This is a genomic window from Methylosinus sp. H3A, assembly GCF_015709455.1.
Classification (GTDB): domain Bacteria; phylum Pseudomonadota; class Alphaproteobacteria; order Rhizobiales; family Beijerinckiaceae; genus Methylosinus.
In genome coordinates, this window is record NZ_JADNQW010000005.1 from 2295986 (window position 1) to 2312135 (window position 16150).

At 68.1% G+C, this 16150-nt stretch carries 5 protein-coding genes; 4 read left to right on the top strand and 1 reads right to left on the bottom strand.

Annotated features, from left to right (window positions below):
- Positions 1-15 precede the first annotated feature (15 nt).
- Complete coding sequence (locus IY145_RS13780; protein WP_196408723.1) at positions 16-804, bottom strand: thioesterase II family protein; 789 nt, start codon at positions 802-804, stop codon at positions 16-18.
- 402 nt (positions 805-1206) lie between these two features.
- Between IY145_RS13780 and IY145_RS13785 the strand changes: the two genes are divergently transcribed.
- The 4 genes from IY145_RS13785 to IY145_RS13800 all read left to right on the top strand — a co-directional run bounded on the left by IY145_RS13785 (position 1207) and on the right by IY145_RS13800 (position 16149).
- The gene (locus IY145_RS13785; protein WP_196408724.1) at positions 1207-2361 is read left to right on the top strand and encodes a Rieske 2Fe-2S domain-containing protein; all 1155 of its coding nucleotides are present in this window, start codon (positions 1207-1209) and stop codon (positions 2359-2361) included.
- Between the two features lie 101 nt (positions 2362-2462).
- The gene (locus tag IY145_RS13790) at positions 2463-2789 is read left to right on the top strand and encodes an SCP2 sterol-binding domain-containing protein (protein ID WP_196408725.1); all 327 of its coding nucleotides are present in this window, start codon (positions 2463-2465) and stop codon (positions 2787-2789) included.
- A gap of 152 nt (positions 2790-2941) precedes the next feature.
- Positions 2942-5086: an AMP-binding protein gene (locus IY145_RS13795; protein ID WP_196408726.1), complete on the top strand. Its 2145-nt coding sequence runs from the start codon at positions 2942-2944 to the stop codon at positions 5084-5086.
- Positions 5083-16149: an SDR family NAD(P)-dependent oxidoreductase gene (locus IY145_RS13800; RefSeq protein WP_312030590.1), complete on the top strand. Its 11067-nt coding sequence runs from the start codon at positions 5083-5085 to the stop codon at positions 16147-16149. Before IY145_RS13795 ends, IY145_RS13800 begins: the two co-directional genes overlap by 4 nt.
- Position 16150 lies beyond the last annotated feature (1 nt).

Here is a 16150-nt window from a genome sequence, read left to right on the forward strand (position 1 = left end):
ATCGGGTCTCGCGCGTTATTGCGTCGTGGCGGCGAGCGAGGCGCAGCAGGCCGAGACGATCTCCATCAGCGTCTGCTGTCCGGCCGCCGGGCGGAAGTAGAAATGATCCCCGGCGACGAGGCGCCGCTCGAAGCCGCCGCCCGCGTGACGCTCCCAGGCGTCGAGCTCGGCCTCCGACACGACGGGGTCGGCGTCGCCGCCGATGGCCGTCATCGGGCAGGGCAGAGGCGCGCGCTCGGTCCAGGCGTAAGTCTCATTGATGTGGAGATCGGCCTGCAGCGCGCGGCCGATCATCGCCACAAATTCGGGCTGCTCGAGCAGAGCGACCGGAATATTGCCGTGCAACTCCGCGACGCGGAACACGACGTCCCGCGGCGCGAGATGCGACACGCGCGGCGCCCGCGAGGGAAGATGCGGCGCGACGCGGCCCGAGGCCAGGAAATGCACGCGCTCCGGCGCGACGCTCCCCTCCGCGAAAAGGCGATGGATCATCTCATAGGCGACGAGCGCGCCGAAACTATGCCCGAAGACGAGCAGCGGCTTGTCTGCGAGCGCGGCGACCGCCTCGGCGAGCGGCGAGGCGAGAGCCTCGAGCGCGCGCGCCGGCTCCTCGCGCAGCCGCTGATCGCGGCCCGGCAGGGCGGCGGCGTAGACATTCGCGCGGCCGCGCAGCGGCGCGATCCAGGGCCAAAACCCCATCATGCCGCCGCCTGCGGGCGGAAAGCAGATCATCGTCACCAAAGAGTGATCGTCGGCGGACATACGCTTCAGCCAATCGAGCGAGGTCGGATGGGACTCGTTCATGCGTCGTCCCGACCGATTGCGATGTGCTGCAGCGCACACCGCGCTCCGAGAGCATCTGCTATCGAAGTAGATAGCGAAGAAGTCGTTATAGACTCCGAAGGGCCGATCAATGAAACCACCCGCATGTTCGATTGCAAGTGCAATATTTCGCGCCGCAGCGCCCTGACATCGCGCTTGGCCGCCTTTGCTTTTTACGCTACGGTCCTAAGCGATGCAACGCCATCCTGCCGTCGCGGACGAGGCGGGGAACGCTCGACGCATCGCTCGTTACGGTTAGCGGATGATAGAACGTCGGATACGTTCGGCGGTCTACTTCAAATCTAGGCGCGGGCGCGCGACGAGAATTTTTCATTTCGGACGACGACGAGTTTTTCTGTCCAACTATCTCTGGGAAAAAGTAGAATGAGCGGATCGACGCATGTCGACTTCGAGCACACAGGCCCCGGACTCCCGGCGGGCGAATTGCTACGGCGCTACTGGCAACCCGTCTTCGTCTCCGAGGAGCTTCCGGTCGCGCATCCGAAGCCTCTGAAAATTCTGGGCGAAGAATTCACGCTCTATCGGGGCGAGGACAATGTGGCGCGCGTCATCGACGGGCGCTGCCCGCATCGCGGACTCGTGATGTCGGTCGGCAAGGTGGAGGGCGACAGCATACGTTGCCGCTATCACGGCTGGAAGATCGACGCCACCGGCCAATGCGTCGAGCAGCCCTTCGAGCCCAAGAGCTTCGCCGCCAAAGTGCGCGTGCGCAGCTATCCTGTCGAAGAATATTTCGGCCTGATCTGGGTCTATTTCGGCCCCGCGCCGACGCCGCCCCTGCCGCGCTGGCCGTCGCTCGAGCAATGCGGCTATTTCCATGTCGTAGAGCTACGAAAGTGGAATTATTTCCACGATCTCGAGAATACGGTCGACGATGTGCATCAGCGCTGGGTGCATGCCGAGGGCATTTATCAGGACGCAGCCAACGCCGGGCAGATTCCCGCCGCCACGGCGCTCGAGACCGAATTCGGCCTGATGCAATATACGTCCTTTCCCAACGGCTATTTGCGCAAGCTCGCGCTGTTCATGCCGAACATGCTCTATTTCACCTCCGGCGCCGGCATGCTGCGCGGATTCAAGAGCTTCTTGTGGAATGTGCCGGTCGACGACGTCAGCCACAAAATGTTCTTTCTCCTCGTCGCGGCGCATCTGTCGCCCGAGGATGGCCGCGACGTCGCCGAGGGCGTGCGTTCGGGCATGCGCTACGTCGCTTCGTCCTTGCCTCCGGTGGAGGAGGTGATTCGATCGGTGCTCTCCGGCGAGAAGCGGTGGGAAGACATCGACTCGCGGCCCGATCTCCTGCTCATCGAGGACGGCATCGTGCTGGTGGGCCAAGGGATCATTCCCGATCGTTCGAAAAATCGCCTCGGCGCCTCCGATGCGGCAATCATTTTGCTCAGGAAGCTCTACACGCGGGAAATGTCTCGAATCGAGAAGGGAGAGCCGCCGACGGCCTTTCCCGGTCCGGACGAGCGGCTGCTCGCGCAGATCGATGAATTTCAGGCCGAGCCCGCGTGAGCGGGATTTCGAAAAAGCGGGAGCAGATTTTTTGAAAATCCCGCGTTTTCAAAAGACTCTGAGCAGCGTTTGTCGCGCGCTCGAGAATTCGAGGAGGGCGCATGCCCACGGTGAGGAACATATTGGATCGGGCTGCCCAGATGATCGACACGCACAGAGACAAGGCCGGCTCTCTGGGCGCCCGCTATAAATTCGTGCTGAAGGGCGATGGCGCCTGCACCTTCGTGCTCAATCTCACAGCCGACAATCCCGGCGTGTGCGAAGGCGAGGCGGAGGCCGATTGCACGATCCGCGTCGCCGCCGCCGACTTCGTCCGCATGGCCGAGGGAGAGGTGGACAGCCGTGATCTGTTCTTCGCCGGAAAATTGAAAGTCGATGGCGATATGGGGCTCGCGTTGAAGCTGAAGAAGATGATCGCTTCGGCGTGAGATGAGGGGACGAGCGGGTTTCGTCGGTCGCGGGGGGCGACGAGGGGCGAAGCCGTAATGCCGGACGAGATTCGACACAGCGTCCATGCCGCAGCTGCGGCGTGATCGGACGCGTGCGCGTTGGGGGCGACGAAATGGGCGCGACGAATTCATTGAGCGAAGTCGAGGAACTTGCGACACAGCGGCTGCGGCGTCACGCCGTCGCCTATCCCGACCGGCTGGCGGCGGCCTTTCTCGACGACGATCTGGCAATCCGCCAATCCTGGAGCTTCGGCGAGCTCGATCGCCGGGCGCGCTCCATGGCCGCCTTTCTCCAAAAGCACGGCGCGCCCGGCGAGCGCGTGGTGCTGGCCTTTCCGACCTGCCTCGATTTTCTCGCGGCCTTCTATGGATGTCTCCTCGCCGGCATGCCCGCCGTGCCGGCCTCCCTGCCGCTCGCGCATGGCAAGGACAGGCGGCTCGAGCTCATCGTCTCCGACAGCGGCGCCAAGCTCGTCCTCACCACCGCAAAGCATGTCGAGCTGCTGCAGCGCCGCCTCGCCGAGGGAGAAGCGGCGACGACGCAGATCATCGCCGTCGACGGGCTCGCCGACGAGAGCGGCGACTGGCGCGACATTCCCCGCGCCGCTGGCGATCTGGCCTTCCTCCAATATACATCCGGCTCGACGCGCTCGCCGGCCGGCGTGATGGTCGGCCATGGCAATGTGGCGGCCAATCTGATGGCGCTGCATGACGGGTTCGGCTCCACGCCGGATTCGGTCTTCGTCAGCTGGCTGCCGTTGTTCCACGATATGGGGCTCATCGCCGGCGCGCTGGCGCCGACATGGGCCGGATGTCCCGTCTATCTCATGAGCCCGGCGAGCTTCGTGCAGAGCCCCTTGCGCTGGCCGCGCGCCATCTCGCGCTATCGTGGCACGATCGGCGGCGGTCCCAATTTCGCGTATCAGGCCTGCGTGGAGGCGGCCCGCGCGCATGGCGTCGCGGGGCTCGACCTCTCCTCCTGGACGATCGCCTGGAATGGCGCGGAGCCCGTGCGCGCCTCGACGATCGATGATTTCGCAAAGACTTTCGCGCCCGCCGGCTTCCGTGCGGAGGCGCTGACGCCGGCCTTCGGCCTCGCGGAGGCGACGCTGCTCGTCACCGGCAAGCGCGGTCCCGTCCGGCCGCTCGTTCGCGCGGTCGACGAGTCCGCGCTACGCAGTGACAGCGTCGTCTTCTGCGGCGCCGAGGATGCGCGCGGCAAGCCGCTGGTGAGCTCCGGCGAGCCGGCGCTCGGCGTCGATGTCCGCATCGTCGACCCGGACTCCTTCGTCGAGGCGTCGGCTTCGCAGGTCGGCGAAATATGGGTCGGCGGCGGCAGCGTCGGCCAGGGCTATTGGAACAAGCCGGAAGAATCGGCGGCTGTATTCGGCGCGCGCACGGCGGCGGGCGAAGGCCCCTTCATGCGCACGGGCGATCTCGGCTTTCTGAGCGAGGGCCGGCTCTTCGTCACCGGGCGGCGCAAGGATCTGATCGTCATTCGCGGCGTCAATTATTATCCGCAGGATCTCGAGCAGACGATCGAGGCGAGCCATCCGGCCTTGCAGCCGGCCTCCTGCGCCGTCTTCGGCGTCGAGGAGGGCGACGCGGTGCGCCTCGTCGCCGTGCAGGAGCTGCGCCGCAGCGCCTGGCGCTCCGTCGATGCGGCCGAGGTCTTCATGGCCATGCGGCGCGAGGCAGCCCGCGAGCATCAGGTCGCGCTGCATCGCATCGTGCTGCTCAAATCCTTCGGCCTGCCCAAGACGTCGAGCGGCAAGGTCCAGCGCGCCGCCTGCCGCGCCGCGCTCGAGGACGGAACGCTCGCGACGCTGCACGAGTGGCGCTCGACCATGCGGGTCGCGCCCATCGATTTCACCGGCGAGCCGCTCACGCAGCCGGGCGTGCTGGAGCGCCAGCTCGTCGATTGGCTGCAGCGCGAATGCGGCGTCGAGAACATCAGCTGGAAGACGCCATTGATGGATCTCGGCATCGACTCTCTGAAAGGCGTCGAGCTCGGCAATGCGCTGTCCGCCGCCTTCCAGCATTCCTTCCCGGTGACGCTGATGATCGAGCATCCGACAGTGGAGGCGCTCGCCCGGCTCATTCGCGAGGAGGCGCTGGGGATGAAGCCCGCCGAGCCGGAGCCGGAGCCTCCGCCGCCCATCGCCTGGGAAGGCGCCTCGCTCGAGCAGGAGATCGACCTGCTCGACGACGCCGCTCTGGATGCGCTGCTCGAGGGCAGCATAGACGCGGTTCTCAAAATGGATAGACGCTCGTGAGCGAGGCCGACTTCAAGAAGAAGGCGCTCCTCGCCATAGAAACGCTGCGCGCCCGCGTGCGCGAGCTCGAGGACGCCCGCGCCGAGCCCATCGCCATCATCGGCTATGCCGCTCGTCTGCCCGGCGCGCGCGACGCCGAGGCCTTCTGGCGCCTGCTGAGCGAAGGGCGGGACGGCGTTTCGCCGATTCCGGCCGACCGCTGGGACGCCGACGCTTTCTATGATCCCGATCCCGACGCCGCCGGCAAGGTGACGACTCGTCGCGCCGGCTTTGCCGACGACGTCGCCAATTTCGACGCGCAATTTTTCGGCGTGTCGCCGCGCGAAGCGGAGTTTCTGGATCCGCAACATCGCCTGATGCTGGAGACGAGCTGGCACGCGATCGAGCATGCGGGCATAGCTCCCGCCGATCTCGAGGGCAGCCGCACCGGCATGTTCGTCGGCCTCAGCACGCATGACTATCTGACGCTGCTGTCCGGCAAGCTGGGCTATGCGGTCATCGAGGCCTATTTCGGCACCGGCACCTCGCCCGCCGCCTGCGCCGGACGCGTGAGCTTCCGTCTCGGCTTCGAGGGGCCGGCCGTCACCATCGACACGGCCTGCAGCTCCTCGCTGGTCACGCTGCACGAGGCCGCGCAGGCGCTGCGCGCCGGCGAATGCGAGCTCGCCCTCGCGGGCGGCGTGAACGTCATCTACAATGTCGGCACGATGATCAACTTCTCCCGCGCGCGCATGCTCGCGCCGGACGGGAAGTGCAAGACCTTCGACGCCGCCGCCGACGGCTATGTGCGCGGCGAGGGTTGCGGAATTTTAGTGCTGAAGCGCCTATCCGACGCTTTGCGCGACGGCGACAACATTCGCGCGCTGATCCGCGGCAGCGCCGTCAATCAGGACGGCGCCTCGGGCGGCCTCACCGTCCCCAATGGCCGCGCGCAGCAGCGCGTCATTCGCGAGGCGATGAAGCAGGCCAATCTCGTCGCCGGCGAGATCGACTTTCTCGAGGCGCATGGCACGGGAACATCGCTCGGCGATCCCATAGAGGCGCAGGCCGCGGCCGCCGCGCTCGGCGCAGGCCGCCCGGCGGACAGGCCGCTGCTCATCGGCTCGGCCAAGACCAATATCGGCCATCTCGAGGCCGCGGCCGGCGTCGCCGGCGTGCTGAAAGTGGTCCTCTCGCTCGAGCATGAGCTGCTGCCGAAACATCTCAATTTCCGCACGCCATCGCCGCATATTCCGTGGAAGCAGCTGCCGCTGAAAGTCGTGTCGGAGCCGCGCGAATGGCCGCGCTCCGAGCGCGCGCGGCGCGCCGGCGTCAGCTCCTTCGGCTTTTCCGGCACCAACGCCCATGTGATTCTCGAGGAGGCGCCCGCGCCTGCCGCCTCGCAGCACGAGACCGCGCGCATCCCCGAGCGTCCCTGGCGTCTGCTGCCGTTTTCGGCGCGCAACGCTCCGGCGCTGAAGGCGCTGGCGCAGGCCTATGCCGAGCGCGTCGAGGCGCTGCCTTCGGTCGCGGCCTTCGCGGATGTCTGCTATACGGCGGGCGTCGGCCGCTCGCATCTCGAGCATCGCGCGGCGATCGTGGCGGAAGATCCGGCGAGCGCGGCGCGGCTGCTCACGGCGCTCGCCGAAGAGCGTCCGTCGCCGGGCGTTCACATGGGCGTCTCGGCCGATCCGCCGAAGACCGCATGGCTCTTCACCGGCCAAGGCAGCCAATATGCCGGCATGGGCCGCGAGCTCTATGAGACGCAGCCGATTTTCCGCGACACGCTCGACGAATGCGCGGCGGCGATAAAGGACATTCTGCCGCGTCCGCTGCTCGAGGCGATGTTCGCCGAGGACGGCGCCATCAATCACACATCTTACGCGCAACCGGCGCTGTTCGCGCTCGAGATGGGCCTCGCGCGTCTGTGGCGCAGCTGGGGCGTCTCGCCGGATGTGGTGGTCGGCCACAGCGTCGGCCAATATTCCGCGGCCTGCGTCGCCGGCGCTTTTTCGTTGGAACAGGGCGCGCGTCTCCTCGCCGAGCGCGGACGTTTGTTCGGCGCATTGCCGGCGGGCGGCTCCATGGCGGCGATCTTCGCCGAGGCGGCCGCCGTCGAGGCGCGTCTTTCCGCCTATCCGCATGTTTCGGTCGCCGCCTATAATGGCGCGCATATCGTCATCAGCGGCCCGCAGGTGGATGTTCTGGCGGTGACGGAGCAATTCCGCGGCGAAGGCAAACGCGCCGAGGCGCTTGAGACCTCGCACGCTTTCCATTCGGAACTGCTGGAGCCGGCGCTCGATGCTTTCGAAGCCTTCGCCGAAAAAATTCCCTTCGAGAATTTGACGCGCACGCTCGTCTGCAACCGCAGCGGCAAGGCGCTCGGCGCGCAGACGCGGCTCGACGCGCAATATTGGCGTCGCCATTCGCGCCAGCCCGTGCAATTCGCGCAGAGCGTGCAGACGCTGGCGAGCCTCGGCTGCCGCGTCGTGCTGGAGATCGGCCCGCAGCCGGTGCTCGCGGCGATGGCGCTGCGCGCCTGGCCGGATGCGACACCGGCGCCGCAGCCGGTCGCCTCGCTGCGCCGGGACTCTTCCGACGCTCGGCAGATCGAGGAGGCTTTGGGCCAGCTCTATGTCGCCGGCGCGCGCATCGATTTCAAAGCCGTCGAGGCGCCGTGGAAGCGCAAAAAGGTCGATCTGCCGCTCTATCCGTTCCAGCGCAAACGCTTCTGGTTCAAGCAGACGCGCGCGCCGGCGCAGGACAAGAAGAGCGCCGACTCGCAAATCCTGCAAATGATCGAGGATGGCCAGCTCGAGGAGCTCGGCGGCCGGCTGCGCCTTTCCGACGACAATGGCGCGACGCAGCGCGTTCTGCAGGCGCTCTACGATCATTATCAGCGCGAGCGCTTCTCGCAGAACACCGCCGAAAATCTCTATGAGCTCGCCTGGAGCAAGCGCGCCGGCCGCGATTTCTCGCCCTCGACGAGCGCGCATTCCTGGCTCGTCACCGCTTGCAGCGAAGCGTCGGCGCGTCCACTCATGGACGAGCTGACCAGCGCCGGCCACGCCGCGCGCTTCGTCGATCTCGCCGCCGCCGCGGATTTCCCGCGTCTCGTCGCCGCCGCTCTGCCGACGCGCGTCGCGATCCTCACCAATATCGATACGCCCGAGGGCTTCGGCGAAGCCTCGCTGAAGCGCTTCGAGTCCGTCGTGATGGCCGGCGCCTGCGGTCTCGCCCAGGCTCTCGCGGCCTCGGGCGCGAAGACGCCCATTTTCCTCGTCACGAGCGGCGCACAGCCGGTCGCCGAGAGTGACGCTATCGATCCGACGCAGGGCTGCGCCTTCGGCTTCGGCAAGGTGCTGGCGCTCGAGCATCCCGATCTCTGGGGCGGCCTGGTCGATCTTCCCGCCGCCGAAGCGTCGGCCGCCGACTGGCGCGCCTGCGCGAATATTCTGCGCGCGGAGACGCGCGAGAGCGAGGATCAATTCGCCATTCGCGGCGGACAGACCTTCATCGTTCGCCTGCGCCGCCGGACGATCGCGGCGGCGCGGCCGCTCGATATCGGGCCAGAAAAAACCTATCTCGTGACCGGCGGCCTCGGCGCGCTGGGATTGGAAGCGGCCGCCTATCTCGCGGGGCAGGGCGCGCGTCACATCGCGCTCACCAGCCGGCGCACGCCGGACGATCGCGCGCATCAGCGTCTCGAGGCGCTGCGCGAGCGCTATGAGGGCTGCGAGCTGCGCGTCATTCCGGGCGATGTCTCCTCAGAGGCGGATGTCGCGCGCATTCTGGAGCGCATCCGCGAGTCCATGCCGCCGCTCGCCGGCGTCATTCACGCCGCCGGCGAGATCGACGCGACGCGCCTCACCGCGCTCGAACAAAAGCACATAGAGAAAGTCTTCGCCGGCAAGGTCTGGGGCGCCTATCGGCTGACGCGCGCGCTCGAAGGCGCGTCGCTCGACTTTTTCATCTCCTTCTCCTCCATCGCCTCTGTGTGGGGCAGCTTCGGCCAGACGGCCTATGCCGCCGCCAATGGCTTCCTCGACTCGCTCGCCGCCTGGCAGCGCCGCCAGGGAATGCCGGGCGCGAGCGTGAATTTCGGCCCCTGGTCCGCCGGCATGGCGGATGAGGCGGCGCGCGAGCAATTGGCCAAGCGCGGCGTGCTCGAGCTCTCCTCCGAGCTGGCGCTGAACGGCATGAAGGCGGTGCTCGAATCCGCCGATGGCCGCGGCGTCGTGGCGCGCGTCGACTGGGCGCGCTTCCTGCCCGTGTTCCAGCTGCAGGCGCGGCGCGCCTTCATGAAGGAGCTGGAGAAAGAGACGCCCGAGGGCGAGGAGCAGATCATCGGCGGCGGCGCGCTGGCGCAGCGTCTGCTGCTGGCGCCGGCCGAGGGCCGCAAGCGCATGCTGCTCGACCATATGCGGCAGGTGCTGGCCGAGGTGGTGCGTCTCGACCCGGCGCAGATTCGCGAGGAGGCCGGCTTCTTCGATCTCGGCATGGATTCGCTGATGGCGATCGAGCTGCGCAAGCGGCTGGAAAAAGACCTCGGCGAGACGCTGCCGGCGACCATGGCGATCGACCATCCGCGCTTGACCGACGCCGCCGATTTCCTCCTCTCGCGCATCGGATTGCAGAATGAGGCGCAGGCCGAGGCCGCGCCCGTCGTCCAGACTTTGCGCGCCGACGAGCCGATCGCCATCGTCGGCCTCGCCTGCCGCCTGCCCGGCGCTGGCGGCGCGGACGCCTATTGGGATCTGCTTTCGCATGGCGTCGACGCCATACGAGAGGCCCCGTCCGAGCGTTTCGACATAGACGAGCTCTATGATCCCGATCCCGAAGCGGCCGGCAAAGTCTATACGCGCAACGGCGGCTATATGGAGGGGGTCGATCTCTTCGACTCCGAGCTGTTCGGCGTGTCGCCGCGCGAGGCTCTGTGGATGGAGCCGCAGCAACGCCTCGTGCTGGAGACGGCGTGGGAAGCGCTCGAGGACGCGGGGCTCGGCCCGGCGGGACTGTCGCGCAGCCGCACCGGCGTCTTCGTCGGCGTCGGCGCCAATGAATATTCGCATCTTCTGGCGGGCTCGCCGGAGGAGATTCAGGCCTATTTCATCACCGGCAATGCGCTCAATGTGATCGCCGGCCGCGTCGCCTTCTCGCTCGGGCTCGAAGGTCCGGCGATGGCGATCGACACCGCCTGCTCTTCGTCTCTCGTCGCGCTGCACGAGGCCGCCCAGGCCCTGCGCGCGGGCGAATGCGACATGTCGCTCGCCGCGGGCGTCAATGTGCTGCTCAGCCCAGCGACGATGATCGCCGCCTGCCGCGCGCGCATGCTCTCGCCGGACGGCCGCTGCAAGACCTTCGACGCTTCGGCGGACGGCTATGCGCGCGGCGAGGGCGTCGGCGTGCTGGTGCTGAAACGCTTGTCGGACGCAGAGCGCGACGGCGACCGCATCCGCGCCGTGCTGCGCGGCAGCGCCGTCAATCAGGACGGCGCCTCCAGCGGCCTCACCGTTCCGAACGGCCGCGCGCAGCAGCGCGTCATTCGCGCGGCGCTGGATCAGGCCGGCCTCGCCCCGGCGGATGTCGATTATATCGAAGCCCACGGCACCGGCACCTCGCTCGGCGACCCCATCGAGGCGCAGGCCGCCGCCGCCGCGCTCGGCGCCGGACGGCCGGCCGATCGGCCTTTGCTCATCGGCTCCGCCAAGACGAATATCGGCCATTTGGAAGCCGCGGCGGGCGTCGCCGGCGTCATCAAGGTGGTGCTGTCGCTGGAGCATGGGCTCCTGCCCAAGCATCTGCATTTCAAGACGCCTTCGCCGCATATTCCGTGGAAGGAGCTGCCGCTTAAAATCGTTTCGGAGGCGCGCCCCTGGCCGCGCTCCGATCGCAAGCGGCGCGCCGGCGTCAGCTCGTTCGGCTTCTCGGGCACCAACGCCCATGTGATCCTCGAGGAAGCGCCGGCTCCCGCCGCGGCTCCGGCGGGCGAGAACGCCGCTCCGGCCGAGCGTCCCTGGCAATTGCTGCCGCTCTCGGCGCGCAGCGCTCCGGCGTTGCAGGCGCTGGCGCAGTCCTATGCCGCGCGCGTCGAGGCGTTGCCCTCTGTGGCCGCCTTCGCCGATATCTGCCACACGGCCGGCGTGGCGCGCTCCCATCTCGAGCATAGGGCGGCGATCGTCGCGCAGGATGGCGCCGACGCCGCGCGGCTGCTGGCGGCGCTCGCCGAGGGGCGTCCTGCGCCGGGACTTCACTCGGGCATTTCGGCGGACCCGCCGAAGACCGCCTGGCTGTTCACCGGACAGGGCAGCCAATATGCCGGCATGGGCCGCGAGCTCTATGAGACGCAGCCGCTCTTCAAGGAGACGCTGGACCAATGCGCCGCGGCGATCGGCGATATTCTGTCGCGCCCGTTGCTGGAGGTGATGTTCGGCGAGGACGGCGCGATCAATCATACATCCTATGCGCAGCCGGCCTTGTTCGCGCTGGAGATGGGCCTCGCGCGCCTGTGGCGCAGCTGGGGGATGACGCCGGACGTCGTGCTCGGCCATAGCGTCGGCCAATATGCGGCCGCCTGCGTCGCCGGCGCCTTTTCATTGGAGCAGGGCGCGCGTCTGCTCGCCGAGCGCGGGCGTCTGTTCGGCGATCTGCCGGCCGGCGGCTCGATGGCGGCGGTCTTCGCCGAGGCCGGCCTCGTCGAGGCGCGGCTCTCGTCCTATCCCCGCGTCTCCGTGGCCGCCTATAATGGCGCGAATATCGTCATCAGCGGTCCGCAGAAGGATGTTCGAGCGTTGGTCGAGGCTTTCCGCGGCGAAGGGCGCCGCACGGAAGAGCTGGAGACCTCGCACGCCTTCCATTCCGAGCTGCTGGAGCCGGCGCTCGACGCTTTCGAGGCCTTCGCCGGAGAAACGCCTTTCGAGACGCTGACGCATACGCTCGTCTGCAATCGTACCGGCCGGGCGCTGGACGCGCAGACGCGATTGGACGCGCAATATTGGCGTCGTCATTCACGCCAGTCGGTGCAATTCGCGCAGAGCGTGCAGACGCTCGCCGATCTGGGCTGCCGCGTGCTGGTGGAGATCGGCCCGCAGCCGGTGCTCGCGGCCATGTCGCTGCGCGCCTGGCCGGATGCGCGGCCCGCGCCGCAAGCGGTCGCCTCGCTGCGCCGGGATTCCTCCGACGCGCGGCAGATAGAGGAGGCCTTGGGCCAGCTCTATGTCGCGGGCGCGCGGCCGGATTTCGCGGCGATCGACGCGCCGTGGAAGCGCAGCAAGGTCGACATTCCGAAATATCCGTTCCAGCGCAAGAAATATTGGCCGCGCGCCATTGTCGCGCGTGGCGGCGGCGCGGCGGGCGCCGGCGCGCTGCTCGGCTCGCTCTGCGATCTCCCCTCGGGCGATACTCTCTATGCGACCTGCTTCAGCGTGAAGCATCTGCCCTGGCTCGAGGACCATGTGATCTATGGCGCCATGGTCGTGCCCGGCGCCACCTACGCCTCCATGGCGCTCGCCGCCGTCGGCGCGCCGGCGCAGCTGCGCGAGGTGTTCTTCTACGAGCCGATCGTCTTCACCGGCGAGGAGCAGCGCGATGTGCAATTGACGCTGCGCGCGAGCGAGGAAGCCTCGCCGGGCCTGCGCAAATTCGAGGTTCACAGCCGTCCGCGCGGCGATCGCGACGCGAGTTGGTCGCTCAACGCCTCCGGCAGCGTGGAGCTCGAGACCGCGATCGGCGTCGAAGCGCCCGAGGCCATAGACACGATCATCGGCCGGCTGTCGCCCATGCCGCCGCAACGTCTCTTCGAGGGCTTCGCGGAGAATGAGCTGCGCTGGGGGCCGAACTGGTCCGGCTCGCTGCGCGCGCTCTGGGCGGAAGGCCCCGAGGCGGTGGGCGAGCTGCAGGCCGGCGAGGAGCTTTCCGAGCATATTTCGAGCGAGCCCATCCATCCGGTGCTGCTCGATCTCTGCACCGGCGTCGCCGGCGCCGTGCTGCTCGCCGCAGCGCCCGAGGCCGCGGCCGACGACGGCAGCCTGTTCCTGCCGCTGCGTTACGAGCGCGTCACTCTGCGCGAGAAGATGCCGCGCCGCTTCTACTGCCATGCGCGCTGGCGCGCCGACGCCGACGAGCGCTCCGAGACGCAGGCTTTCGATCTCGTCTTCGTCGATGGCGAGGGACGCTATCTCGGCGGCATAGACGATTTCGTCGTCAAGCGCGCGCCGCGTCAGGCGCTGCTGCGCGGCCTCGGCGTCGACGCCAGCCGATTGCTGCATCTCTTGAGCTGGCGCGAGCGGCCGCTCGTCGCGGCGCCGGCCGCCGAGGCGACGCCGTCCGAAGTCGCGCTCATCGTCGCGGCGCCCGATCATCCGCGGCTGCCGGCTCTGCGCGCCACGCTCGCCGAGCGTGGACGCCGCATCGTCACGATTGCCCCGGCCGCGGCCTATGAGCGGCGGGACGACGGCTTCACGCTCGATCCGCGCGACGCAGAACATTGGCGCAAGGCCTTTCTCGCTCTCGCCGAAACGGGCGAGAGCGCCTTCGCCCTCGTCTTTCTGGCGACCGGCCATGCCGGGCCGATCGAGACCGAGACGGCCGACTCGCTACGCGCTCGCCTCGCCAATAATCTCGACGGAATCATCGGCGCGACGCGCTATCTCGTCGGTCCGGGCGCGACGGCGCCGGCGCGGGGGCTGTGGCTCGTCACCGAGCGCGCCGTCGCCGCCGATCCGAGCGAGAATGTCGATCCGGCGCAATCGGCGATCTGGGGCCTCGGCCGCACCATTCTCGCCGAGCAGTCCGACGCCCATTGCGCGCTGATCGACACGGATGGGAGCGCCGAAGCGATCCAATCCCTCGCCGATGCGCTGCTCTCCGGCGCGCCGGAGCCCGAATTCGCGCTGCGCCGGAAAAAATGCATGGCTCCACGGCTGATGCCCTGGGCGCGCAGCGGATTGCTCGCGGCGCCGCCGCAGGATTATCGCCTGCAGCCGAGCGAGCGCGGCGCGATCGACAATCTGCGCCTCGCGCCCGAGAGCTTCGCGCCGCCGGGGCCGGGGCATGTCCAGCTGCGTCCGCTCGCGGGCGGCTTGAACTTCCGCGACGTTCTGAACGTCCTCGGCCTCTATCCCGGCGATCCGGGCGAGATCGGCGGCGAGCTGGCCGGCGTGGTGACGGCGGTGGGCGAAGACGCCGAAGGTTTCGCCATCGGCGATCGCGTGTTCGGCTTCGCGCCGGGCGGCGCTTTCGCGACCGCGGTGAACACGCCCTATCCCTTCCTCGCGCATCAGCCGGCGGGCGTCGGCGCGGCGGAGGCGGCGACGCTGCCGGCGGCCATGCTGACCGTCATGCTCGGCTATGAATGGGCGCTGCCGAAAAAGGGCGAGCGCGTGCTGATCCATGCGGCCTCTGGCGGCGTCGGCCTCGCGGCCGTGCAGCTCGCGCAAAAGGCGGGGGCGATCGTCTACGCCACGGCGAGCGCGCCCAAGCAGCAGACGCTGCGCGATCTCGGCGTCGAATATATCTACGACTCGCGCACGCTCGACTTCGCCGACCAGATATTGGCGGACACAGGCGGCGCCGGCGTCGATATCGTGCTGAACAGCCTGACGAGCGAAGGCTTCGTCGCCGCCACGGTGCGCGCGACGGCGCAGGGCGGCCGCTTCATCGAGATCGCCAAGCGCGACATATGGACGGCCGAGGCGATGGCAAAGGCGCGGCCCGACATCGCCTATCACATATTGGCGCTGGACGATGTGATGCGCGACGATCTTCCGCGCATCGAGCGAATGCTGGATTCGCTCGCCGAGGATCTCGGTCGAGGCGAATTGCAGACGCTGCCTTTCATGGCCTATCCGATCACCGAGGCGAAAACGGCCTTCCGCTGCATGCAGCAGGCCCGTCATATCGGCAAGATCGTGCTCACCGTGCCGGAGGCGCCCAAGCCCCGCCGCGATAGAAGCTATCTCGTCACCGGCGGCCTCGGCGCGCTCGGCCTGCGCACGGCGGAATTTCTGGCGCAGCAGGGCGCTGGACGTCTCGTGCTCACGAGCCGCCGGCCGCCGGACGACAGCGCGAAAGAGGCGATCGCGGCGATCGCGGCGCAATATGATTGCCGGGTCGACGCCATCACGGCCGATGTCGGCGACGAGTCGAGCCTTCGCGCGCTGCTCGAGGGCGTGCGGCGCGACGGGCCGCCGCTCGGCGGCGTCTTCCATCTGGCCGGCGTGCTGGACGATGCGCTGATCCCGCAGCAGACGCCGGAAAAAGTGCTGAAGACCCTCGCGCCGAAAGCGCTCGGCGCCTGGTTGCTGCATCTTTTGACGCTCGAGGACGCGCCGGAGCTCTTCGTGATGTTCTCCTCCGCGTCGGCCGTTCTCGGCTCGCCTGGGCAGGCGAATTACGCGGCGGCCAACGCCTTCCTCGACGGCCTCGCGGCGCATCGCCATGCGCTGGGCCTGCCGGCGGCGAGCGTGAATTACGGGCCTTGGGCCGACGCCGGCATGGCGGCGAGCGAGGCCGCGCGCGTCAATCTCGGAAGGCAGGGGCTGACGCCTTTGAAGCCGACGATGGCGCTCTCGGCCATGGCGGAGATGATCCGTCATGGCGCGGCGCAGGCGATCGTCATCGGCGCCCAATGGCAGCGGATCGCCAAGCTGATGGGACCGACCCGCCCGCCCATGCTGGAGCATGTGCTGCCCAAGGCCGCCGCGGCGCAGGCCTTCGACGGCGCCTTTTTGAAGCAGCTCGAAAAAGTGCCGGAGGAGCAGCGCGCCGACTTCCTGACCGAGCATCTGCAAGGGCAATTGCAGCATATTCTGGGGCTCGCGCAGCCGCCCGCGCCGGACAGCCGATTCCTGGAGCTCGGCATGGACTCGCTGATGGCGGTGGAGCTGCGCAATCGCCTGCTCGGGCAATTCGGCGCCTCGGTCTCTATTCCCTCGACCGTCGTCTTCGATCATCCGACGGTGCGCGCGCTGGCCGAATATCTCGCCAGCCAGACGGCGGAAGGCGGCGCCGGCGAATCGGCTCCGCCCGCGACGACGCCGACCGATTCGGAAAAAGAAAAAGAGCTGGAGGGGACGCCGTCCTGAC

Excerpts from the sequence above, each read along its gene's own strand:
- IY145_RS13785 (WP_196408724.1), top strand. The coding sequence starts at position 1,207 with ATGAGCGGATCGACGCATGTCGACTTCGAGCACACAGGCCCCGGACTC.
- IY145_RS13790 (WP_196408725.1), top strand. The coding sequence starts at position 2,463 with ATGCCCACGGTGAGGAACATATTGGATCGGGCTGCCCAGATGATCGAC.
- IY145_RS13780 (WP_196408723.1), bottom strand. The coding sequence starts at position 804 with ATGAACGAGTCCCATCCGACCTCGCTCGATTGGCTGAAGCGTATGTCC.